At 58.8% G+C, this 22,378-nt stretch carries 15 protein-coding genes; 5 read left to right on the top strand and 10 right to left on the bottom strand.

Translation table 11 applies throughout. From position 1 onward, the window contains the following. Positions 1-142 precede the first annotated feature (142 nt). Together lepB and HB393_RS17105 are read right to left on the bottom strand one after the other, a co-directional pair. Positions 143-745, bottom strand: a complete 603-nt coding sequence (gene lepB, locus HB393_RS17110; RefSeq protein WP_213806408.1) for a signal peptidase I — start codon at positions 743-745, stop codon at positions 143-145. A 23-nt stretch (positions 746-768) separates the two neighbouring features. Further along, positions 769-1,821 carry a serine hydrolase gene (locus HB393_RS17105; RefSeq protein WP_213806407.1) on the bottom strand — a complete coding sequence of 351 codons (1,053 nt, stop codon included), beginning with the start codon at positions 1,819-1,821 and terminating at the stop codon, positions 769-771. 316 nt (positions 1,822-2,137) lie between these two features. Between HB393_RS17105 and murQ the strand changes: the two genes are divergently transcribed. Further along, a complete protein-coding gene (gene murQ, locus HB393_RS17100) occupies positions 2,138-3,106 on the top strand; it encodes an N-acetylmuramic acid 6-phosphate etherase (RefSeq protein ID WP_213806406.1) in 969 nt (322 codons plus the stop codon). Positions 3,107-3,242: 136 nt separating this feature from the next. Here the strand turns inward: murQ and HB393_RS17095 are convergent, their stop codons facing one another. Continuing rightward, complete coding sequence (locus HB393_RS17095) at positions 3,243-4,526, bottom strand: ROK family protein (protein ID WP_213806405.1); 1,284 nt, start codon at positions 4,524-4,526, stop codon at positions 3,243-3,245. Between the two features lie 873 nt (positions 4,527-5,399). Between HB393_RS17095 and HB393_RS17090 the strand changes: the two genes are divergently transcribed. Further along, positions 5,400-9,113 carry a TonB-dependent receptor gene (locus tag HB393_RS17090; protein WP_213806404.1) on the top strand — a complete coding sequence of 1,238 codons (3,714 nt, stop codon included), beginning with the start codon at positions 5,400-5,402 and terminating at the stop codon, positions 9,111-9,113. Positions 9,114-9,200: 87 nt separating this feature from the next. On the opposite strand, the gene HB393_RS17085 is transcribed toward HB393_RS17090, so the two are convergent. After that, positions 9,201-10,496 carry a nucleotide disphospho-sugar-binding domain-containing protein gene (locus HB393_RS17085; protein ID WP_213806403.1) on the bottom strand — a complete coding sequence of 432 codons (1,296 nt, stop codon included), beginning with the start codon at positions 10,494-10,496 and terminating at the stop codon, positions 9,201-9,203. A 217-nt stretch (positions 10,497-10,713) separates the two neighbouring features. Next, positions 10,714-12,987, bottom strand: coding sequence for a TonB-dependent receptor (locus HB393_RS17080; protein WP_213806402.1), 2,274 nt, complete (start codon positions 12,985-12,987; stop codon positions 10,714-10,716). Between the two features lie 95 nt (positions 12,988-13,082). On the opposite strand from HB393_RS17080, the gene HB393_RS17075 reads away from it, so the two are divergent. Further along, positions 13,083-14,420, top strand: coding sequence for an alginate lyase family protein (locus tag HB393_RS17075; protein ID WP_213806401.1), 1,338 nt, complete (start codon positions 13,083-13,085; stop codon positions 14,418-14,420). 342 nt (positions 14,421-14,762) lie between these two features. On the opposite strand, the gene eda is transcribed toward HB393_RS17075, so the two are convergent. The 3 genes from eda to kduI are packed head-to-tail and all read right to left on the bottom strand — an operon-like array spanning position 14,763 to position 17,378. Further along, on the bottom strand, positions 14,763-15,416 hold the full coding sequence (gene eda, locus HB393_RS17070) for a bifunctional 4-hydroxy-2-oxoglutarate aldolase/2-dehydro-3-deoxy-phosphogluconate aldolase (protein ID WP_213806400.1): 654 nt from the start codon (positions 15,414-15,416) through the stop codon (positions 14,763-14,765). Between the two features lie 33 nt (positions 15,417-15,449). Further along, positions 15,450-16,547, bottom strand: coding sequence for a sugar kinase (locus tag HB393_RS17065; RefSeq protein WP_213806399.1), 1,098 nt, complete (start codon positions 16,545-16,547; stop codon positions 15,450-15,452). Then, complete coding sequence (kduI, locus tag HB393_RS17060; RefSeq protein ID WP_213806398.1) at positions 16,548-17,378, bottom strand: 5-dehydro-4-deoxy-D-glucuronate isomerase; 831 nt, start codon at positions 17,376-17,378, stop codon at positions 16,548-16,550. A gap of 165 nt (positions 17,379-17,543) precedes the next feature. Here kduI and HB393_RS17055 point away from each other — a divergent pair, with 165 nt between their 5' ends. Together HB393_RS17055 and HB393_RS17050 are read left to right on the top strand one after the other, a co-directional pair. Next, on the top strand, positions 17,544-18,326 hold the full coding sequence (locus HB393_RS17055; RefSeq protein ID WP_213806397.1) for an SDR family oxidoreductase: 783 nt from the start codon (positions 17,544-17,546) through the stop codon (positions 18,324-18,326). Positions 18,327-18,382: 56 nt separating this feature from the next. Next, on the top strand, positions 18,383-18,595 hold the full coding sequence (locus HB393_RS17050) for a hypothetical protein (RefSeq protein ID WP_213806396.1): 213 nt from the start codon (positions 18,383-18,385) through the stop codon (positions 18,593-18,595). Positions 18,596-18,658: 63 nt separating this feature from the next. Here HB393_RS17050 and HB393_RS17045 read toward each other — a convergent pair whose 3' ends face one another. Then, the gene (locus HB393_RS17045) at positions 18,659-19,729 is read right to left on the bottom strand and encodes a Gfo/Idh/MocA family oxidoreductase (protein WP_255551257.1); all 1,071 of its coding nucleotides are present in this window, start codon (positions 19,727-19,729) and stop codon (positions 18,659-18,661) included. A 44-nt stretch (positions 19,730-19,773) separates the two neighbouring features. Beyond that, a complete protein-coding gene (locus tag HB393_RS17040) occupies positions 19,774-22,242 on the bottom strand; it encodes a heavy metal translocating P-type ATPase (RefSeq protein WP_213806395.1) in 2,469 nt (822 codons plus the stop codon). Positions 22,243-22,378: the final 136 nt, after the last annotated feature.

Here is a 22,378-nt window from a genome sequence, read left to right as displayed (position 1 = left end):
AAGTAGAACGAATCCCAGCAGCCAGCGTCCCAATCGAGCGTTCAAGTCGATCTCCCTTGCATCGGTTTTTTCACCAATATCTGGTTAGATGCAAAAGAAAGATTCATGCCAGCGAAATTTGTAATCTGCCCGATGCAGCCATTTACCGTACTACGCCGGCCTGAGCCACCGGCCAGTAGACGAACGCAGCCTTGCCATAGATTAGATCCCGCTCGACCGGCCCAAAATCCCGGCTATCGCTCGAGATCGAACGATGATCCCCCATCACCCAGTACTCATGCTTTGGAAGTACTGTCTCCGGTTGCGAACGACTGTCAGAGAAGCGCGCCGGCACATAATCCTCGGCAATCATCTTGCCATTCACATACACCAGACCTTGCTCGATTCGCAGATCGTCGCCCGGCAACGCAATGACGCGCTTGATGTAGCTCTTTGAGTGGTCGTGCGGATAGAGAAATACCACCACATCCCCACGATGAATCTCTCCCACCCGATACGCCAACTTGTTCACAAATAGTCGATCCTGATCTTCGAGCATCGGCAGCATGCTCGTCCCCTCCACCCTCACAGGTTGATAGAGAAACATGATAATGAACGCCGACACGACGACCGATACGACCATATCCCGAAACCAGGAATGAACTGCGCTCTTCCTTTTGCCTGGGGTATCTTTGCCTTCGTTCGGTTCGCTCCCACCTTGAATGACTGGCGATTCCGTCGTTTGCTGCCCATTCTCGTCGTTCATCTGCATCTTTCTATTTTGCCTGATTATTTAGACGTACCTGAAACTCCCGGGCGAACCGGGCTCAAACCCAACCCCGGCACCAGCACTTTACCATCCAACCCCTCGGGAGACCATGCGTCTACGATCTTCTTCGCCAGCCGGGCGATTAAAACCTCACCTTCATTGTCTACCGTCCAGCTCTTATCTGCATTTTCATACGTAAAGATCGACAGCACCATGGGCCCGCTCTTGCCAGCTACGATCGCTACATCCGCTCTCACCCGGTCCAGACTTCCTGTCTTGTTGGCGATCCCCGAGCCCGTCTCGCTGGCATCCAGCGCCTCCAGATACCGCGGAACCGTCTCCCGATAAAACTGTGCGCGAAGCATCTTCAATGCTACGTTGCAGATCGCCACGTCTTTTGCTTCTATGTCGGCAGCCTTTGCCCCGGTTACCTCTACGTACGGCCCTTCCAACTGGCATCGTCCAATCCGTTCCATCACCACCGCCATCTCCCGCGGCGTCGTCTTTCCTAACCCGAACCTCGGCTGGTCCGCAGGCATCGGTCCCGTCGCTGGCTTACCGATCTTCTTATAGAGATGCGTATCCTTTAGCCCTAACCAGCTGATCCGTGCATTGATCGCATCCAGCCCAAGACGGTCAATCGCCAGGTTGGTGGCTGTGTTGTCGCTCAGGACGATCATCAGAGTCAGCACATCCTTCAACGTCAGAGAGAGCGGAGCATCCATTAGCCCCAAAATCCCCGATCCACTGACTCCGTCCCCCTTTGCCAGGATCAATCGTTCGTCCCAAGCAGCTTTACCTGTCCTTACCTCCTCCATCGTTTCGAACAGGATCGCCAGCTTGATCACAGACGCCGTCTGCACGGGTTGATTCGGGTCGAGCGCCACCACGCGCCCCGTATTCAACTGTGTTGCATACAGCGCGAGCTTGCCATGATGTTGGTCTGCTAAACCTCGCAGCTCGCGTTGCAACGCCTCATCGGGAGTCGAAGCAATTTGAGCCTTCGCCGTACCTTCGGACCACCCTCCCAAGGTCACAATACCCAGCGATGCCAGAACCGCTGACTTTCTCATCCATTCTAAAAATCGATCTCTCACCAGCGCGATTCGCATCATGTATCTCACCCCAGATCACAAAAGCACTCAAAGCACAGGCAACACTTGACTTATCTAGGTCATCTCATACGTCAGAGGTACCTGCGAAAGCCATGACCGAGAGGTTCATTCTCCATAATTTTGGGACATAGGTACAGACATACTCTATATTTGGCATCAGAACTCCTAAATACGGAAAAGGTATACCTAACGTCATCGTGTAAAGCACATGGTTTCTTAACGCTTTGCCTCATTTTAAGAGCTAGAATTGGCTCGTAACTAACTGGACTATCTTATGGCAACCATTACCATGCTCGAGCAGGCACCCCCGCCGAAATCCGTCAATAGAGGACTATCGGACCTCTCGGAGCTCACGACTGAGACAGCAAACGTAGCTTCCGAAGGCTTCGACACCAAATCCGCGCTTGAAATCGCCCGCATCATCAACCACGAAGATGCCAAGATCACTGCCGCTGTCAAAAAGGCCCTTCCCGAGATCGCCATCGTAATCGACACCGTCGCTCGGTCGCTTCGTGATGGAGGCCGCCTTATCTACGTAGGCGCCGGATCCAGCGGACGTATCTCCTCGCTCGACGCCTCCGAGTGTCCTCCAACCTTCTCCACGGCCCCATCTCAGGTGCAATACATCATGGCTGGTGGTCCCAAGGCCCTCGCCAGCGCCTCCGACGTCAACGAGGACTCTCCCGAGATCGGCCAACGCGATATCGCCCGCCGCCGCCCCACGCGCAAGGACATCGTCATCGGCGTCTCCGCCTCCGGACGTACCCCGTACGTCGTGGGAGCCGTAGAGTATGCCCGCGCCCGAGGCGCCAAGACAGCCTCCGTTACCTGCAACCTCAATACGCCTCTCTCCGAGGTTTCCGACACTACTATCGTCGCTGAAGTAGGCCCCGAGGTCGTCTCAGGCTCGACGCGCATGAAGGCGTCCACCGCTCAGAAGATGATCCTCAACATGATCACGACTGGCGCCATGACCCGCCTCGGCTATGTCTACGACAACCTCATGGTCAACGTGCACATGAAGAACGCTAAACTCGTAGAACGTGGCATCCGCGTCCTCATGAAAGTCTGCGACATTGACCGCGACACCGCCATCCGAACCATCAAGTCGGCAGGAAAATCCATTCCAATCGCCGTCGTAATGCTCAAGGCCAACGTCGATAAGATGGAAGCCGTTCGCCGTCTCGCTAAATCCGACGGCAACGTTCGCCTCGCCATCGATGATTCTCGCCTCGAGCTCTAAGAGCCAAGGGCGCTGTTCCCTATATCGAGCCACCTAAACCATAGCCGGAACTCCATCGTGGAGTTCCGGCTATATGCATTATGAAGCTGGTTGTTTTAGGTATTGAACCGCCGAATGTCCACAAAATACAGCCTGACTACTTGCGCGACCGCGTGCCAGTATCCGCTGCCGAGCGATTCTTCCGTTTACGGATCGACTTGCCGTTAGCCGACTGCGGTTGCGAGCGGCTATAACCAGAGTGTCGCTGCAATACCAACGCAGCAGCACCCCGCAGCCGCGCCAGTTCGACATCGCTCGTAACGGTGATCCGGGGCGGATCGCCTGCAAGCACATGGCCTGCGAGCTCGGCTTCCACCAATGGCCCGAAACGCTCCCATGAGGACGTAAGCCCACCAGTAAGTAAGATCACTTCAGGCGAAAGAGCCGAAGTGATGATGCGCAAACCCTGACCGATATAAGACGCCTGCCGGTTGAGAGCTTGTATCGCATCCGAATCACCGTCCTCGGCAAGATTGAGCAACTCCATAATGGACGGTCGCGGAGACTTGGGACAGAGCTCTGCGTAATAACCGATCGCCGCGCTCGAAGACGCATAGACCTCCCAGCAGCCATACCGCCCGCATCCACACAGTGGTCCCGATGGATTCATGGAGATGTGACCGAACTCCCCCGCGAGACCCGACTTCCCGGTGACGAGTTGACCGTTGGCCATGATCGCCGACCCAACTCCCTCTGAGATCGTCACAAGCACCGCGTTACGCACGCCATCCATTCTCCCGAACCAGAGTTCAGATAAGAGACACGCGTTTGCCGCATTGTCCATCTCGACCTGTAAGGGAATCTTGCGCTCGATCGCTTTCTTCATGTCGTACAGGGACCACGGAAGATTGGGTGCGAGAATCAGACGCTGAGTGACCGGGTCGACCCGTCCTGGAAGACTAATGCCAATCCCTTCAAAGGACTTATCAGGATGCTGTGCGATCATCCGCTTCATCCCCACGATAATATTTTCGACACCGCGCTCCGGCTCCTTGGCTAGTGGCAGTGTCTCCCGGGACAAGAATCTCCCGTTCAAGTCCACGACAGCAATGATCGCCTGACTGGGGCGGATGTCAGCCACAACGATAACCATGGCGGCATTCAAAGCTAGAAGAGTCGGACGACGCCCGCGAGGACGGCGTGCGGCCGCACCTTCCGTAATCCACTTTTCGTTCAGAAGCTGCTCGACGATAGAAGAGATCGTGCTGGGCTGCAAGCCCGAAAGACGAGAGAGGTCAGCACGCGAGATTGGCTGTTTGGTCCGAATCAACTCAAGCACTACATCGCGGTTGATATCACGCGCGACCTCGCTGGAGGCCAACTCCGCATAAGCTAAATCAATTCTCTGGATACCTTGGGTTCTACGTCTGGGATTCGTCATCGTTTAGGTATAAGAACCATATACTGATTCACTTGCTCGCAATAGTTACCATGCACACAAATCTCTAACGCAAACAAATGGACTGCATCGAGCCACGGATAAATCAACGCTTTGCGAAGCAATAACAATTGTGGATTGTAATGCAAAATATTATCTATTCCATCATGGGAAAAGGAATGTCTATCAATGCTGGCATTCTTGCTCTAGTTTCCCCCCCAAGAACATGCTGTTTCTTTCGTATGCAAAATATAACCGATAGCACCAGACCCGTTGATCGCATCTTCCGCCAGTTCAAATCTATTCATCTTTGCGCGACTTCGGTGAAGCGTCGTGGGTCAAGTCCAACATACGCGAAGTTGAACCATCTGCTTGGCCCGACTTCGAGAGAGAGCGGCCCGTTCGCGAATCCATCTAGCCATAGATCGCGTCATCCCATCGGCTGCCACACCGCCAGGCTCCAGAAGACGCTGTCCGACAGTCAGAGCACGGAACATAGGGACACTTGTAAAACCATCAATCGTTATCGCTAACTCTGTATTTACAGCAAATACTTTGCTCTGTAGATAATCTTTGCCAATTCTGTGATTCTGCCTCAACAGAAGATCTAGAGCAGGATATTTCGACGCCGTAACAGGCTACGCGATAGCGCGATTCACCCTTTAGATATACCTGCTTTTCCGAAATTTAACACTGAAAATTGAATTTCTACAGCACGACACTGGGGATGTAATTCCTCCGATCTTACAGTCGAAATTTTTCCTTGACATCGTCTCTTCGAACTCGATAAAGTTCGCGACGCATAAAAAATACAAAAATGGCAGCACGCAAGCTAGGAATACGGTAGCCTCCCGCTGGCATCTTCGGAGAACAAAAGTGATACGTCGGATCAATGGCAAGGCATCAAGCACGTCTTCAAATACGCTGTACTGGAGCTTCACTCTCGTACTGCTGCTGTCCACAACGTTCGCTTCCCTCACAAGAGCATACGGCCAGATACTTTATGGCACCCTCACCGGGACCGTCACCGATGCCAGCAATGCCGCGATTCCAAACGTCGAAGTCACTGCGACGAACCAGGCAAATGGCGAGACCCGCACTGTCACCACCAACGGTAACGGCGAGTACCTGATCCGCAATCTGCAAGCTGGTCCCTACACAGTTTCAGTAAGCTCGAGCGGCAGCTTCGGAGCCTACGCGCAGAAGAACGTGCCGCTCAGTGTAAACCAGGAGGTGCGTGTCAATATTTCGCTCCAGCTTGCCAACGTGCAGTCAGAGGTGACAGTAACCATGGCTCCGCCCGTACTCCAGACGGAGAGCGCCGAAGTCAATCATGAGATCTCTCAGGCCCAGGTCGCCGAGTTGCCCATCAGCGGCGGCCAGGGACGCAACTTTCAAGCTCTCTATTCGCTCATTCCTGGCGTAGCGGCACCCACGGAGCAAAACTCGACGGCCTCGAACCCATCGCGCGCCATGTCCATCAACGTCAATGGCGTCGAAGACATGAGCAACACGACGCGTATCGATGGCGCTGTGAACACCTACGGCTGGCTTCCGTACCTCATAGCCTACGTACCTCCGGCGGATTCCATCCAGAGCGTCAACATCGCCACCAACTCCTTCAACGCCGAGCAAGGCGTCGCCGGCGGTGCTTCCATCAACGTCATCATCAAGAGCGGTACCAGTCAATTTCACGGTAGCGTCTGGGAGTACAACCAACTCTTTAACTCCAACGCAAGAGCCTACGTCAACACGGCACAAGTGCAGCCGACCGTTCCCAAAAATATCTTTAACCAGTTCGGCTTCTCCTTTGGAGGGCCCGTCTATATCCCGAGGATCCTGACGGGAAAGAAAAAACTCTTCTTCTTTCAGGACTTTGAACGCACCACTCGGCGCCAATTGATCACCGGCCAGCAGACCGTCCCAACACCGGCTATGTTAGTTGGCGACTTCTCTGCTGTCTCCTCCACCACCACTCTTTACGATCCCACGCCCCCCGGTACGCCTGCTGGCACCTATCTTCCGGTAGGTTCGCGTCCCACCTTTATGTCCGAGTACGGATGCAATTGCATTCCGGCCGCCCGTCAATCTCAAGCAGCGGCACAGATGCTGGCGCTTCTCCAACCGATCTCGGCGTCCTTACCTGCTCCAAACGCGACTGCCCTCGCTGGTGGATTGATCAACAACTATAACGGCGCCGGCACCCTCGCCTACAATCGCAATACTTCGGACTCGAAGGTCACCTACAACCCCTCGGATAGCACGAGTGTCTTCGGGCGCTACAGCGTCGAGCCGTTCACCGTTACAGATCCGCAAGAACTGGGCGCTGCGGGTGGCGGCACGTTCGACGGCGGACAACCCGGCGCGGCGGTAGGCCGTATTCAGAACGTTGGACTTGGTTTCTCGCACGTCATCACCCCAAGCTTGGTCATCGACGCGGATGCTGGCTACACCCGTCAGGTCTCGGGAGCGCAGTCCGCAATTGACATCGCCTCGGGCAACTTCGGCCTAACGACTCTTGGCATCCCGGGAACCAACGGTCCGTCCCTTCAGCAGGCCGGACAACCGGTCTTTGCTTTTTGCAATACTGGCAGCACAAACGGTAACTGCTTTTCATCTCTCGGTAATGCAAACGGCGGTAATCCGTTCTTGTTCCGCGATAACCAGTTCACTGCCGATGTGAACTTAAGCTGGACTAAGGGTCGGCATGCGACGAAGTATGGAGTTACTTACTACCACTTCCTTCTGAATCATTTTCAGCCGACAAGCGGATCCGACATCAATACTCCTCGTGGCGGCTTTCGCTTTCAAGGTGGTATGACGACGAACAGTGCCACACAAAATTCCTACAATGCTCTGGCCGACTTCCTCCTCGGACTGCCAAACAACGGCGGAGGTCTGGCAGTAGCAAAGGCAACGCAGTTGACCAATCCCAACTCCTTGCGTTGGTCGGAGTATGCTGCTTACGCACAGGATCAATGGACTCTGACATCCAAACTCACGCTCAACTACGGCCTTCGCTACGAGTTCTACCCTGCGCCGTACCGCGATAAACAAGGCGTGTTCCGTCTGGATCCCACGCTACCGCAGACCGCGAACGTCGAGGCGGGTGGCATTAATGGGAACCCGCAAAACGCTGGTATCGACGTAGGCAAGGGGATGGTGGCTCCGCGCATCGGGATCGCATACCGCATCACGGAACGGACGGTGATTCGCACAGGTGGCGGTATCACGTCGGATCCGGATAGCCAACGTTTTCTACGTGACACGTTTCCTGTCGACCTGGCTCAGAACTATAGTGGAACCGCCGCCGGAACCATCGCGGTTGATTCTGCGAACGGCAATCGGGCGTTGCCGCTCAGTGTCGGTATTCCTGCCTCTGTCTTCCCCGACTTCTCCAGCGGCTTTACATCACTCCCGGTCAGCGGATCTACCAACACCGCTCCAGCAAATTACCGCCGCGGATATATCGAGAGCTGGAATCTGTTCATCCAGCAGGACCTTGGCAACAAATTTGTAGCGAACATCGGCTACGTCGGAACGCACCAGATCCGCCAACTCGCCGGTGTCACTCTCAATGCGGCGCCGCTGCCCAGCGCCTCCACGACTTGCATGGCCAACGGACAGTACAATCCCTCCTCCGGACTTACGGGTCCCTGCGTCGGTACAGGCCTGCCTGGCTATGCGGTCAACCAGATTATCAATCAACAACACTGTAACGCGACCACTGGCTATGCCTGCTACAACACCGGCGGTATCACCATGAACGAGCCGCTCTTTAGTTCGAACTACAACGGCATGCAGAGCCAGTTGACGCGGAACGCGGGCCGTCTGGCTCAGTTCGGTCTGATCTACACCTGGTCGCATGCGTTCAACTACGAAGACAACGGAGGCGGCTCTGGCTCCGAAGGTACGAAGTTCTCTTATCCTGCATACTTCAAGTTGAACCGCGCCACCGCTGGATATGATCGCACCAACAATCTGCAGTTCTGGAGCATCTATCATCTACCCTTCGGCCGTAACCAGATGCTGGCGAATCACGGCATCACGAGCGCCATCTTAGGAGGCTTCCAACTGAATGGCCAACTCAGCCACACCAGCGGCGCACCATTCTCGGTGAGCCCATCGGCCTCGGCGATCAACTCTCCGGGCAATACAGAGTATGCGGATCTCGTCGCACCGTACCGTCAACTCGGCGGCCACAACCGCACAGTGGGGAACAGCGCCGTCAGCGGAGGCTTGCCTTGGTTCGATCCTGCTTCATTCAAGGACCCAGTTGAGCCAGCGGCGACACTGGCCGGAAATCCTACCGCTGTAGCACCGCACTTCGGCAACACCCATCGCAACCAGTTCCGAGGACCTGGCGTGACAACGGTCAATGCAAGCGTGTTCCGCGGTTTTCACGTCCATCGTGAGAGTGAGTTCCAGGTTCGCGTCGAGGCATTCAATCTCTTGAATCATCCTCAGCTCACGACCAACCCTAACGCTACAGTACCCACACCCGCAACCGCTGCCAGCAGTACGTTCGGCTACATCACAACCTTCGGCAATACACGGACGCTTCAGTTCAGCGGACGTTTTAACTTTTAGTCCTCATTATGCTTCGTCAAAAAAAGCAGCTCTTAGGAGCTGCCTTTTTGCCGAAGCATAGTCTCTTCTCTTCCACGAAAAACCGTCTTAAACTTCCTGGCTTCGAGACACGCTATCCAACTCACTTACGAGCACCTGGGCTTCAATGATCTCGCAGGCTCTAACGAGGGGCTCCAGCTGTGCGATCGAGTGCTGAAGCCGTTGAGCGTTCGCCTTGTAACGCGGATCCTCCAAGACCTTGGAGGCCGCGTTACGCAGACTCTCTGCGTTCAACTGATCGAGTTGGATGACCTCGCCCGTCTCCGTGTACTGAATGCGGGCGGCTACGCCTTGGTTATCACTTCCAATGGGAAGTGCAACTAGAGGCACACCGAACGTCAGGGCATCCAGGGTTGTGTTCATGCCTGCATGCGTTATACACAGAGCTGCTCTGGCTAGAAGCTCGTTCTGTGGTGCATACGAGACGAGTATGACGTTGTCTGGAATCTCCCCAAGAGATGCTGCTTCCAGGTGGCTGTTTCCGAGACTCAGGACAAGCTGACAATCCAGCGTCGAGCATGCATCCATGATCGTGCGATAGATCCAACCTATTCCTGTATGAAGCGTTCCCAGGGAGCCGTAGACGAGGGGTTTTCCGTTGAGTCTCTCCCAAGGGAAAGGTACAGCCTTCAGAGCTGCCGAAGACACGAATGGTCCTACATGATGGAGACTTGCCGGAGCATTCTGACGGGGAAGATCGAAGTCAGACGGCATAGTCGTAATCTGTGCCAAGGGAGACAAGCTGTCCTGCAGTATGTGTTCATATTGCGGCAGGTCCCAGCGCTCTCGATAGGCATTATCTGCATTCTGCCATGGAGTAAAAGCTTGATAGATTTTCTCCCAAGCCATCTGATTGCGCGCTCTCCCTTGGTCGCTCGGATCATGGTTCATCGGAAAGGACGGTGGAGGAACGCTGGAGTCCGGATGCGAAAACACCACGTTTGCGAGGAGCGCATAGGGAAGCTTGAGATAGTGAGCTATCGTTGCTCCTCCTGGGTAGAACTGATCGATGACCAAGGCGTCGAGATTCTGCTGCCGAACAATTTGCGGCAGTTCCTTGAAGGACAGGTCCGCGAGCGTAAGCATGCGCTGGATGAAGTTCTGTAGTCCGGCGGCTCCTTGGAGTGTACTTGTAACTTTCATCATCTCTGGCGCGGAGCCCCGCGGATAGGTGCTCTCCCCAAAGGGGATAAAATTCAGGCCTGCATGAAGCACCTCATCCCGCACGTCGAGGATGTTGAAGAAGGTCACCTTATGGCCGCGATCGTGAAGTGCACGACCCAATGAGAGCGCGGGATTTAGATGTCCCGATGCGTAGAGCGCGAAGAATCCAATGTGAGCCAAGTCGTCTCCTGAGTGTTCTTAAGGCGCCTTGAACTTCGAGGGCGACCTTGCACTTCACCGGAGAGGCCTCAATGCAGAAAAACATGAGAAGGTCTCCGACGTATTTGAATGAACAACTCAGCCGATGATTTATTCCACTTCGCGCGATTCTGGCTGTCGCACCTCTCAGTGCGACCGGCTTCTTGAGACGCAGATTTCTTGCGGTCTCAGGGTTTGCCTATTGGCTGCGGCGCATCCCCTCGGCTCCTATCTTGATTCCGACGGAGACGGTCCGTGGAATTCCCAAGGTCAAGATTGGCGTTCGCCCTGCCTGGACCGGATCTCCCGAGACGTTCTGTACCGATCCATAGACTCGCAGCCTGTTCTTCGCTCCGATGGCGAAGCTGTGCTCTCCGTAGAGATCTACCTGCGCGTAGCCAGCCAAGCGGAAGACGTTCGCGGAGTCGTCAAACTGCTGTCCGCTGGTACGCAGATCCACCGCGAAGACGCCCAGCCTCTGGCGCTCCATCCGGGCCTGCGCGGATGCTGTATTGCGCGGCACCTGCGCGGTCCACTTCCCTACCAGAGTCGGATCGGCTTGAAACTTCGTCACGGTCGAATCCGCGTACTGATAGCCTGCGCTCAGGTTCAACCACGACGCTGGTCTTGCGTCTGCCTCTACCGTGAAGCCCTTGCTGGTCAGTTGGCCGAGGTTCTGCCTTTGCAGCAGTACGCTCGTCGGAGTGGAGCTCAACGTCACCGCGGCGACAGGCCGATTCACCTGCGTCCAGAAGTAGCTTGCCCGCAGCGAACCCAGCCGCGCGCGCGTCAGCAAGGTTCCAACCTCAAATCCCGTCGCACGCTCTGACCGCAGGTTGGCGTTGGCCTGCGTCGTCTGCTGCCCTACCTGTCCGGTTCGGTAGAGCTCGTTCATCGACGGTCCACGAAAGGCACGGAAGCCCGAGGCCGTTAGCGATATACCGCCGCGCAGCTTTCTGACCACGCCTAGCCTCGGATCGAAGACGAACTCGTCTGTCGCTGGAAGCGTAGTTCCCACGCCGCTTGTCACCTGCCTTGCATCGAAGCTGTGGAAGCGATCTACCCGTGACGAGAGTGCGATCGACCAGTTCTGGGGCTGCCACAGCACCTCGCCGTAGACACCTCCCTGCCGCTGCCTGGCGCTGATGCTTATCGTCGCCTGATTGACGTTGTTGGTTACGGGCGTCTCGTCGTCGGTGGCGCGTGTATCCATCAGGTCTCCGCCGGCGACGAAGGTTAGAGTCTTGTAGGTCTGGGCCCATTGGACGGCTCCGCCCAGCTGCTGTGTCGGGACGCGCTGCAACCGCGTCAGCCTTTCGGTGGCACGATTCGCCGCGATGGAAGAGAAGCTCTGGCGATATCCCTGCTGGGTTCCGTAGACGCGAAACATCAGCCTGCTGGCCTTCGGCAGAACCCAGTCTCCGCCTCCGACGTAGCGCCAAAGCCGCGTCGCGTTGGTGGTCACTGGTGTTCCGTTGCTGCGCGCTTCGTTGTAGATGTTGCCGCGAAGAAAGACTCCATCATCGGTTCCGAGTTCGCGGCGAAGCTCGATGCGTCCGCTCTGGGAGTGCACGTTCGAGGGAACATCTACCGCTCCTCGTACTTCGGGCGCGGTGAGGATGTATCCGTCGGTCCGAAACAGCGTGGAGGCCACCAGAACCTTCGTCGGTCCTGCTCCTGCCGTCACCAGTCCATTCAGGAGCGAAGTGTTGCGATTCGCACCGGAGAGGTCGAATGCGTAGCTGTTGCCCTCCGGACGGACGGGAGTCACGTCGATCACGCCGCCTATGGCGCTCGATCCATAGAGATCGGAGGCTCCGCCTCGCATCAGCTCTACTCCGGCTACGGCCAGTTGCGGAGCTTCGTTCCAGTGAATCCATCCGCCGAAGGCGTCGTTCAGTGGAACCTGATCGCTCAGCACCAGCGTCCGGCTTGCGGCCGTCGATCCGAGGCCGCGCAGCGAGGTTCCCTGCGTGGTCGGATTTGCGACCCATGAGCTGGTCCTGCGAAACAACTGGTATCCGGCGACCTGACGCAGCTTGTCGTCGAGTGCCAGACCGGGAGCCTCTGCGAGCTGCGTCTGGGTGAGAGAGCGGACACTGCTAGCGGTGGCGTCGAGGGCCAGTGGCGTTCGCGCTGCCGTCACTTCTACGACCTCGCGGAGCGTCGCGGGCTGCATGACGATCGTCAGCTCCGGTGCGGTTCCCAGCGGCTGCGTAATGGTGCCGAATCCTTGCCGAGTCAGTTGGACGGTCGTTGGAGCTGTTGGGTCGATCGTCAGGTGGACGCAGCCGCTTGCGTCGCTTATGGCTTCTGCCGGAGTCGCATTGGCTACACGGACATGAGCCTCTGCGATTGCGCGTCCGCTTGGGTCGCGGGCACAGATCTGGAGAGCGCGTTGCTGCCCGCAGGCGAACGGGGCAAGACTGCCCAAGAGCGACACGGAGATGCCCCAACGCCAGAAGTTTTTCATTGTTTGTACGTGAACCAGCATATCCCGCCCAAGCTATGCCTTGTTTATGCTGAGCATAAGGTACGTTGGTCCGGCATATAAAGTCGCAGCAACCGATGAATCGGGCTCGATACTGCGTCCTATCGGGCGACTTCATGTGTTTCGTCCCATCTCTCCGTGCGGCGTGTTACTCTTCCGGCGAACGCACCTTCGCAGCCATGCGCATCAGCCGCAGAAGCTTCTGCTCCAATACGGCTCTCGCTCTGCTCTCGCCGAGCTTTCTTTGTGGTCAGGCACGTCCAGTTGCGCCGGGCAGCTCCAGTGCGCGGGCCGATGTCGCTGCGATCGATCATGACCGTATTCTGGCTGCGGCGAATCGCTTTCTCGCCCAGGCTCCTGCTCCGCTTAGCGCCATTCCAGCTCCCGGCAGCCCGGGTACTCCGCAGGAGTTCTACTCGGAGGCGGAGTCCAGCGCTCAGAAGTCTCCTCCGTTTACTGGCCATAGCGATGCTCTGCTCAACTTCAGCATCCAGGTTCCTGCGCTTACCGCTGCCTTCGTCCTGACCGGCGATCCGCGCTACGCCGACCACGCTATCCGCCATCTCCGTGCGTGGTTCATCGATCCGGCGCAGCGTATGACGCCTAGCCTTGCGTATGCGCAACTGGTTCCGGGAACGACTGCCAGCCGCTTTCAGGGCGTTCTCGAGACGGTGCATCTCGCCGAGGTCGCGCAGGCGGTTAGCTTCCTGGTCCGCTCGGAGAGCCTTGCGGCTGAAGACCTGACGGCTCTCTACGCGTGGTTCGCCGCGTACCTGGAGTGGCTGGGCACGGCTCGCGTCGCTCTGCTGGCTCGGGACCAGCGGGATCACCACGGCGTCTCCTGGCTCCTGCAGGCTGCGGCGTTTGCGCGGCTTGCGCCGCAGCCTACTGGCGGGACGCGCAAGGTACCAGTTCCTGCGGCGCAGGCTGAGGCTCCGCCGCCGAACGAGATCATCGGGCTTACGCAGCTTCGGCATCAGTACCGGACGATGACCATCCGCGCCCAGATCGTCGCGGATGGCAGCTTTCCGCGCGAGATCGCCTCGCCGCTTCCTTACCGCAACTCCCTGTTCACGCTGGATATGCTGGCTGGCATCTGCGACCTGCTCTCGACGCGCTTTGAGAGCGCGTGGGAGTACGAGCTTCAGGATGGTCCGGGGATGCGGGTGGCTGTTGCGCATCACTTCCCTTACATCGTCAGCCGCGGCTCCTGGCCGTACCGTGCCGATGGCAACCGCTTTACGGTGCTCCCGCTGCGCCAGCCTAGTCTGCTTCTCGCGGGCCGGGCGTACAGCCGTCCCGAGTACGTCGACCTGTGGAAGACGCTCACTCCCGATCCGCCGGACATCGTGCTCCAGCGTACCTTCCCTATCCGGCAGCCTCTGCTGTGGGTGAGGCGGGCTCCGGCGCTCTAGCTTTCGGCAGGTGCCGGGGGGTGCCCCCCTTGCCCGCGTCTAAGCGTAGATATTGCAACAGATAGGCCAGGTGCCGCGCTGCAAATTCTTCTAAAGAAACGGCTTGCGTCCAAGTACGTGCAGCAGTTGGAGTTAGGCGTTTCGTGGGTTAAAGAACGAAGCCCCGGTTGGCCGGGGTTGTGTTCTTTTGATTCTGTTGTTTCTATTTTACTAAGCGGTCCATAACTAACATGCCACTTTGATTTATTTATTATCCCGTTTCGTTCTATTGGGTTAGGGCGTTCAGACGGTGTTTGAGGGCTTGACAGAGTTTGAGGACAAGCCTGATCCAAGACCCTCGCTTTAGACCTTTGCCGCGCGGAACTCTTTTACGATGGCGAGATACTTCCGGGCGCTCTCGGTGACGATCTCGGGTTTGCCTTCGGCCATCGCCTTGGCGTTGACGAGATCGGCTCCTACGCCCAAGGCGAATGCGCCCGCCTCCAGGAAGTCCTTCGCGGTGGAGAGGGAGACTCCGCCGGTTGGAATGAGCTCTACCTGGGGCAGAGGCGCCTTGATGGATTGCAGGTATTTGGCTCCGCCCATCGCGCTGGCCGGGAAGACCTTGATGACGTCCGCGCCGGCCTGCCATGCCGTGACGATCTCGGTGGGCGTCAGTGCTCCGGGCAGCACGGCGACGGTGTAGCGGTGGCACATCTCGATGGTCTTCAGGTTGAGGGCGGGGCTGACGACGAACTTCGCTCCTTCGAGGATGCACATCCGCGCCGTCTCGGGGTCGAGGACGGTTCCTGCGCCGATGAGGATGTCGGGGCGCTCCTCGGCGAGCTTGCGCATGACGTGAATCGCGCCGGGGACGGTCATCGTTATCTCGAGGACCGTCACGCCTCCGGCTGCAATCGCCGTTGCCAGCGCCAGCGCCTCTTTAACGCTGTCTGCCCGCAACACGGGAACCAACCCAATCTGCTTCAACTCCAACAGTACCGCAGCCTTATCCATCGTCCTTGCCTCTCTTTTCTTCCTAGACCTATTTTAACGTTGTACTGCCGCCGACCCGCCCAGCATCAGCTTCTCGACCTCGCTTAGCGTCGCCATCGAACTATCTCCCGGGGTGGTCATGGCGAGCGCGCCGTGGGCCACGCCGCAGTCGAGGGACCACTTGATTCCCTTGCCTTCCATGAGGCCGTAGATGAGGCCCGCGGCGAAGGAGTCTCCTCCGCCGACGCGGTCGAAGATTTCCAGGTCGTTGAAGTCGAGGCTACGCGTGACCTGGCCCTCGGCGTAGGCGAAGGCTCCCCAGTCGTTGCGGTTCGCGGTCCTGGGGCGGCGTGTTGTGGTGGCGATGACCTTAATGTTCGGGAACTCGGCGAGGATGCGCTCGGCCATCGGTCCGTAGCTTGCGTCGTCGTACCAGGGCGGACCCTGCGAGGCTTCGCAGAGCGCGGCGGCGACGTCGCCCTCGTGCCCGAAGAGCACGTCTACGTAAGGGGCGAGCCGCCGGTTTACATCGCAGGCTCCCTGGCGTCCTCCGGCGTTCTTCCATAGCGAGGGGCGGTAGTTGCAGTCGTAGGAGACCATGACGCCGTGCCGTGAGGCGGATTGCATCGCCTCGAGGGCCACGGCGGCGGAGTCGGTGGAGAGCGCGGCCAGTACGCCTCCGGTGTGGAACCAGCGGACGCCTTCCTGCGAGAAGATGGCGTCCCAATCGACCTGGCCGGGCTTTAGCTGCGAGATGGGGGTGTGGCCGCGGTCCATCATGCCCATTGCGCCGCGCAGGCCAAAGCCGCGCTCGAGAAAGTAGACGCCGTTGCGGGCCTCGCGGCCGATACCGTCGTAGTCGACCCAGCGCAGGTGCGAGAGGTCGACGCCGCCTTGCAGCATGAGGTCTTCGAGCAGGCGGCCTACGGGGTTGTCCGCCAGTGCGGTGACGATGGAGGTGCGCTGGCCGAAGCAACGGCGCAGCCCGCGGGCGACGTTGTACTCGCCGCCGCCCTCCCAGACGCGGAAGTTGCGCGTGACGGCGATGCGCTCCTCGCCTGGGTCGAAGCGCAACATCACCTCGCCCAGGCTGACCAGATCCCAACGACACTCTGCCTTTGCCCGCAGGCTCAAGCCTGCACTGCCACTCATTTAGCGGAGATCGGCGATGGTTACGCCGTCCATATCGTCGTACGCCTGATTCTCGCCGCCCATGCCCCAGCAGAAGGCGTAGTTCTTGGTGCCGACGCCTGCGTGGATCGACCAGCCTGGAGAGACCACGATCTCTTTGTCCGCCACGATGATGTGGCTGGTGGCCTCCGGCGGCCCCATCAGGTGCAGGACGCGGTGGGCTGGGTCGATGTCGAAGTAGAAGTAGACCTCGGAGCGGCGCATGTGGGTATGCGGAGGCATGGTGTTCCAGTTGCTGCCGGACTCGAGCAGCGTGAAGCCCATGACGAGTTGGCAGCTTTGCAGGCCATCCTTGAAGATGGCCTTGTAGATGCGGCGCTTGTTGCAGGTCTCGAGCGATCCGAGCTCGACGGGCTTGAGGTCGGCGAACTTCACCATCGCCGTCGGGTACTCCTTGTGGGCCGGGTAGCTGAGCAGGTAGAAGTTTGCCGGGTCTGCGGCGTCTGCGCTGATGAACGAGACTTCTTTGCTGCCCCGTCCGACGTAGAGGCAGTCGAGCTTGTTCAGCTCGAAGGTCTTGCCGTCTACCAGGACCGATCCGGCGCCGCCTACGTTGAGGACGCCGAGCTCGCGACGCTCCAGAAAGTAGTCCGCGCGGAGATCGGGGTCCGATTCGAGTGTCAGTGCTTCGCTGGTCGGGACTGCGGAGCCGATGACCGTGCGATCCAGGTCGACGTAGGCAAACTCGATCTCACCGGGCTGGAAGAGCTCCTCCAGGAGAAACGTCTCGCGCAGCTCCTCGGTGTTCATCATCTCGTAACGCACCGGGTCTGCCATCTGATACAGCCTCATACTCGTCTCCATTTGCTGCTGGTTTGAGAAACTCTACTCCGGCTGCTAGACAGCGACCGAACAGGCGATAACTTTGCTCCACCATGATAAGCGAATCTCTCTCCACACCCCGGCGGTGGCTCGATGTTTGCTCCGCCGCCCTGCGCCCGGTACATTGGCAGAACCATGCAAAACACAATGCACTCCGTTCTGGACCTCTTCCGTCTCGACAATAAGATCGCCCTGGTGACGGGCGCAACAGCCGGTCTGGGTGCAGCCGTGGCCACGGCGCTCTCCCAGGCGGGAGCCACCGTTGCAGTCCACGGCAACCGCCATCCTGCTGATGAGACCGCCGCTGCCATCAACGCCGCTGGAGGCACTTCGGCTGCCTTCCAGGCGGACCTCTCCGACACTATTGGGGCTGAAACCCTCTTCAAGCAGGTGAAAGAGAAGTTCGGACGCGTGGATATTCTCTTCAACAATGCAGGCACGATTATCCGCAACGAGGCCGTCGACTTCACCCTCGAAGCCTGGCAGGAGGTGATCCAGGTGAACCTCACCAGCGTCTTCCAGCTCTCGCAGCTTGCGGGCCGCGACATGATCAGCCGCAATGCGCCAGGCAAGATCGTCAGCATCGCCTCGCTGCTTAGTTTTCAGGGAGGGATTCGCGTTCCGGCCTACGCCGCGTCCAAGGGCGGAGTGGCTCAACTGACCAAGGCACTGGCCAACGAGTGGGCCTCGAAGGGTATCCAGGTCAACGCGCTTGCGCCCGGGTACTTCGAGACTGCGAACACGGCTCCTCTGCGGGCGGACGAAACTCGCAGCCGCCAGATCCTAGAACGCATTCCTGCGGGGAGATGGGGTCAGCCGGAGGAGTTGGTGGGCGCGGCTCTGTTTCTCTGCTCCCCGGCCAGCGACTATGTTACCGGTACTGTACTTACCGTGGATGGGGGCTGGATGGGCCGCTAGTTGACTAACGGCATCCAACGAGATGTTGGCTCATGCATCGCCATCAGGAGAACGATATGGAAACGAACGATCACCAACGCGCGGCAGAGCTTCACAACCTTGCCGCTCACGCTCACCTTGCTGCCGCAGCGGCTCATGGCAAGGAGGATCATCTCTCGGCACACGAACAGTCTCGCAAGGCACATGAGCACTCCACTCTGGCTCATGAGCACTCGCAGAAGGCTTCACTTAAGCATGGCAAGGCGGCTAGCGACGAGGCTAAGTCTTAGCCTGTACCGCCCTTCGCTCACTCGTTCCACGGGAGAGCGAAGGGCTTTGATCTTTACGGCTTTCTACGGCAGTGGCACTCCGCCTCGTTCGCTTGAGAGATACGCGGCCTCTACTGTTCGCATCGTGTCGATGGCGTCTTCGACACTGGTGGGTAGTGTTGGTGCCTCGCCCTGCACGTAGGCTTGCAGCGATCCCATCGAACCCAGGAATGCGTCCGGGAACCAGTTGCCGCTCACCGGAGCGTCTTTCCATCCGCCGTCGCCCCGAACGATGTATTCGAGTGTGTCCGGAAGGCCGATAGGGTAGTTGCGATTCACGCCCATCTGTGCGCGCATCGCACCGTTGAGGCCTTCCCACTGGACGAAGCTGCGCTGCATCTTTGGGTCGAAGTCGTGGCTGTGGTTGGCTGCGATAAAGACTCGCCTGGATTCGCCGTAGTCCAGCGTAATTACGCTCTTAGTGGCGGCGAGGTGGGCGGTGCGGGGGCTCTTCACTGTCTTCGCGTAGACGCCCAGCGGGTTTCCAAACCACGAACGCACCAGGTCTACGTAGTGGATCGAGTGATAGAGGATCTCCAGGCGAGGAGCCTTGTTGAGAAAGCTCCAGAGCTCCCAGGGCATGTGGCAGCTTAGCGCCACCTCTATGTCGTGCAGCTCGCCTAGTGCGCCTGTATTGAAGAGGGCCTTCGCGGCGAGCATGTTGGGTGCATAGCGTAGCTGGAAGTTCACGGCGGCGGTGAGCCCTTTGCGGCGGCAGATGGCCAGGATCGCTTCGGCCTCGGCCAAGGTCTCGCCCATGGGCTTCTGGGTTAGCACGGCTGCGCCGTCGGGGAGTTGCTCCAGGATCGCGGGGTGTGCGGGAGAGGGTGCGGCGCAGTCGAAGACTGCATCCTTCGGGGCGTAACGAATCGCCTCTTCGATGGTTTGCGCTACCTTTGCGATGCCGAACTTGGCGGCCAGAGCGTGGGCCTTCTCCTGGTCCGGATCAACGACTGCTAATACTGGAAATCCGGCCTTCGCGTACGCCGGAAGATGCGCGTCATGAACGATGCCACCCGCTCCAATCAAGATAATCGGCCGCGCTACCCTGGGCCGCGGAGCTACCGCGTCCCGCATCACCTGCTGCAAATCCATCCTGCATCTCCTCCGTCGATTCGACTCTTCTCCCAGTCTACTGGCTAGAGGCGGGCGCTTCGCAGACGTAGAGCGTTGGCGATGACGGTCACGGAGCTGAAGCTCATGGCGGCTGCCGCGATCATCGGGCTCAGGAGCAGTCCGAAGAAGGGATATAAGACGCCCGCCGCTACCGGCACTCCGATTGCGTTATAGAAAAATGCGAAGAAGAGATTCTGGCGGATGTTCTTCATGATGCCGCGGCTTAGGCGAATCGCCTTCACGATTCCACGCAGGTCGCCCTTTACAAGGGTCACTGCACCGGCCTCCATTGCTACGTCGGTCCCTGTTCCCATGGCGATGCCTGCGTTGGCCTGGGCGAGCGCTGGCGCGTCGTTGATTCCGTCGCCTGCCATCGCGACCACGCGGCCCTCGCCTTGCAGACGCTTTACCAGCTCGGCCTTCCCTGCGGGAGTCATGCCGGCGTAGAACTCGATTCCTAACTGCGTGGCGATCACTGCCGCGGTCTTTTCGTTGTCACCGGTCGCCATGACTACGCGGACTCCGGCTTGCTTCAGTTGTGACAGCGCCTCTACCGTTGTGCTTCGCACCGGGTCGGCTACCCCGATGATGCCCGCGACCTTTCCGTCAACGGAGACCAGCACCACTGTCTGCCCTTCGCTGCGCAGGTTGTCGGCGCGCGTCTTCCAGGACTCCAGATCGGGTGAAGTGACTCCCAGATCTGCTAGCAGGCCCTCGCTGCCGATCCCGGCGCGTCTGCCGTCGATCTCTCCGGTGACGCCCTTGCCGGTCATCGCCTCGAAGCGTGCGACCTCGGCTGTAGCGAGGTTCTTCTGCTTCATCCAACCCAGCACTGCGGCGCCAAGAGGATGCTCGCTGGCCCGCTCCAGGCTTCCGGCGATGCGCATCAGCCTCGAATCGTCCCAGCCCTCTGCGGCTACTACTGAGACCACCTGCGGCTTGCCCTCGGTCAAGGTGCCGGTCTTGTCGACGACCAGGGTATCGACCTTCTCCATCGTCTCGAGGACCTCGGCGCTGCGGACGAGAATTCCTTCGCCCGCGCCACGGCCCATCCCGACCATGATCGACATTGGGGTCGCGAGACCCAACGCGCAGGGGCACGCGATGATCAGCACTGCCACAGCGTTGATGAGCGCGTGGGCTCCCTGTGGCTGAGGACCAACCAGACGCCAGACCACGAACGTCACCACCGAGGCCAGCAGGACCGCCGGCACGAAGTATCCCGAGACCTTGTCGGCGAGGCTTTGGATGGGGGCACGGGTCCTTTGCGCGTCGCTCACCATCTGCACGATCTGGGCCAGCAGGGTATCCGACCCTACGCGCTCGGCCCGCATGACGAAGGTGCCCGTACCATTGACCGTTCCACCGACTACGCTTGCACCTGCCGACTTCTCTACCGGCATCGCCTCGCCCGTCACCATCGACTCGTCGACCGAGCTATGTCCGTCGACGACCGCTCCGTCTACGGGGACCTTCTCGCCCGGCCGTACCCGGAACCGCTCGCCGACGTGGATCGTCGCCAGTTGGACTTCGGCCTCATGGCCGTCGTCGTAGACCCGCAGAGCCGTCTTGGGAGCCAGGCCTAGTAGCGCCTGAATCGCCGATCCTGTCTGGCTCCGCGCCCGCAGTTCCAGGACCTGGCCTAGCAGCACCAGCACCACGATTATCGCTGCGGCTTCGAAGTACAGTCCGAGCCCACCGGACATATCGCGGAAGGCCGCAGGGAACAACCCGGGCGCGATCACCGCCGCGGCGCTGTACAGATACGCTGCCGCCGCCCCCAGCGCGATCAGCGTAAACATGTTTAGGCTGCGATGAACGAGCGAGGCCCAACCGCGCACGAAGAACGGCCATCCGCACCACAAGACCACCGGTGTGGCGAAACAAAACTCGACCCATCCCAGCCATCCGGCCTGCCGGAAGCCTTCCAAGGGATGTCCGGGCAGCATGTCGGCGACCATAATTCCTAGCAGCGGCAGCGTCAGTACCACTCCCACCCAGAATCGCCGCGTCATGCTCTCCAGCTCTGGATTCCCCTCGTCCACTTGAGGAGTCATCGGCTCCAACGCCATTCCGCAGATAGGGCACTGACCCGGCCCATCCCTCACGATCTCCGGATGCATCGGGCAGGTATATTGCACTTTTGCGGTCTGCCCGGGATTTGCTGCCTCCAGCGCCATGCCGCACTTCGGACAGTCGCCGGGCCTCTCGCTACGAACCTCGGGGTGCATCGGGCAGATGTATCCTCCCCGCGCCGGAGCGATAGTAGGAGAAGGAGGAGCATCCGGCATCTTTAGCAGCACAGGTTCATTCGGACGGCTGCCGTCGTACTTCCCGGGGTCCGCCTCGAACTTCGCCAGGCATCCCTTCCCGCAGAAGTACCAGGTCTTGCCCGCGTGCTCCGTGGAGCCGGCGGCCTTCGCAGGCAACACCTTCATCCCACAGACCGGATCGATATGAACCTCGTTTTGAGCTTCGTCAATCGCCGTCATATCGCCCTCCGGTGTGTGGCATTGAACAGCGGTTCATCCATTCATCCTCAAACCTCAGTCAACATCAATTTGAGACCTACCGCAACCGTCGTCCATTACAGCCCACAAGCATGGGCACCTTAAATTCTTGCCCAGT

Source organism: Granulicella sp. dw_53 (assembly GCF_018449545.1).
Lineage (GTDB): Bacteria > Acidobacteriota > Terriglobia > Terriglobales > Acidobacteriaceae > Edaphobacter.
This window is presented reverse-complemented; position numbering and strand designations above follow the sequence as displayed.

Excerpts from the sequence above, each read along its gene's own strand:
- HB393_RS17045 (WP_255551257.1), bottom strand. The coding sequence starts at position 19,729 with ATGGATTTGCAGCAGGTGATGCGGGACGCGGTAGCTCCGCGGCCCAGG.
- eda (WP_213806400.1), bottom strand. The coding sequence starts at position 15,416 with ATGGATAAGGCTGCGGTACTGTTGGAGTTGAAGCAGATTGGGTTGGTT.
- HB393_RS17040 (WP_213806395.1), bottom strand. The coding sequence starts at position 22,242 with ATGACGGCGATTGACGAAGCTCAAAACGAGGTTCATATCGATCCGGTC.
- HB393_RS17075 (WP_213806401.1), top strand. The coding sequence starts at position 13,083 with ATGAATCGGGCTCGATACTGCGTCCTATCGGGCGACTTCATGTGTTTC.
- HB393_RS17105 (WP_213806407.1), bottom strand. The coding sequence starts at position 1,821 with ATGAGAAAGTCAGCGGTTCTGGCATCGCTGGGTATTGTGACCTTGGGA.
- HB393_RS17055 (WP_213806397.1), top strand. The coding sequence starts at position 17,544 with ATGCAAAACACAATGCACTCCGTTCTGGACCTCTTCCGTCTCGACAAT.
- HB393_RS17095 (WP_213806405.1), bottom strand. The coding sequence starts at position 4,526 with ATGACGAATCCCAGACGTAGAACCCAAGGTATCCAGAGAATTGATTTA.
- HB393_RS17080 (WP_213806402.1), bottom strand. The coding sequence starts at position 12,987 with ATGAAAAACTTCTGGCGTTGGGGCATCTCCGTGTCGCTCTTGGGCAGT.
- kduI (WP_213806398.1), bottom strand. The coding sequence starts at position 17,378 with ATGAGGCTGTATCAGATGGCAGACCCGGTGCGTTACGAGATGATGAAC.
- murQ (WP_213806406.1), top strand. The coding sequence starts at position 2,138 with ATGGCAACCATTACCATGCTCGAGCAGGCACCCCCGCCGAAATCCGTC.
- lepB (WP_213806408.1), bottom strand. The coding sequence starts at position 745 with ATGAACGACGAGAATGGGCAGCAAACGACGGAATCGCCAGTCATTCAA.
- HB393_RS17050 (WP_213806396.1), top strand. The coding sequence starts at position 18,383 with ATGGAAACGAACGATCACCAACGCGCGGCAGAGCTTCACAACCTTGCC.
- HB393_RS17065 (WP_213806399.1), bottom strand. The coding sequence starts at position 16,547 with ATGAGTGGCAGTGCAGGCTTGAGCCTGCGGGCAAAGGCAGAGTGTCGT.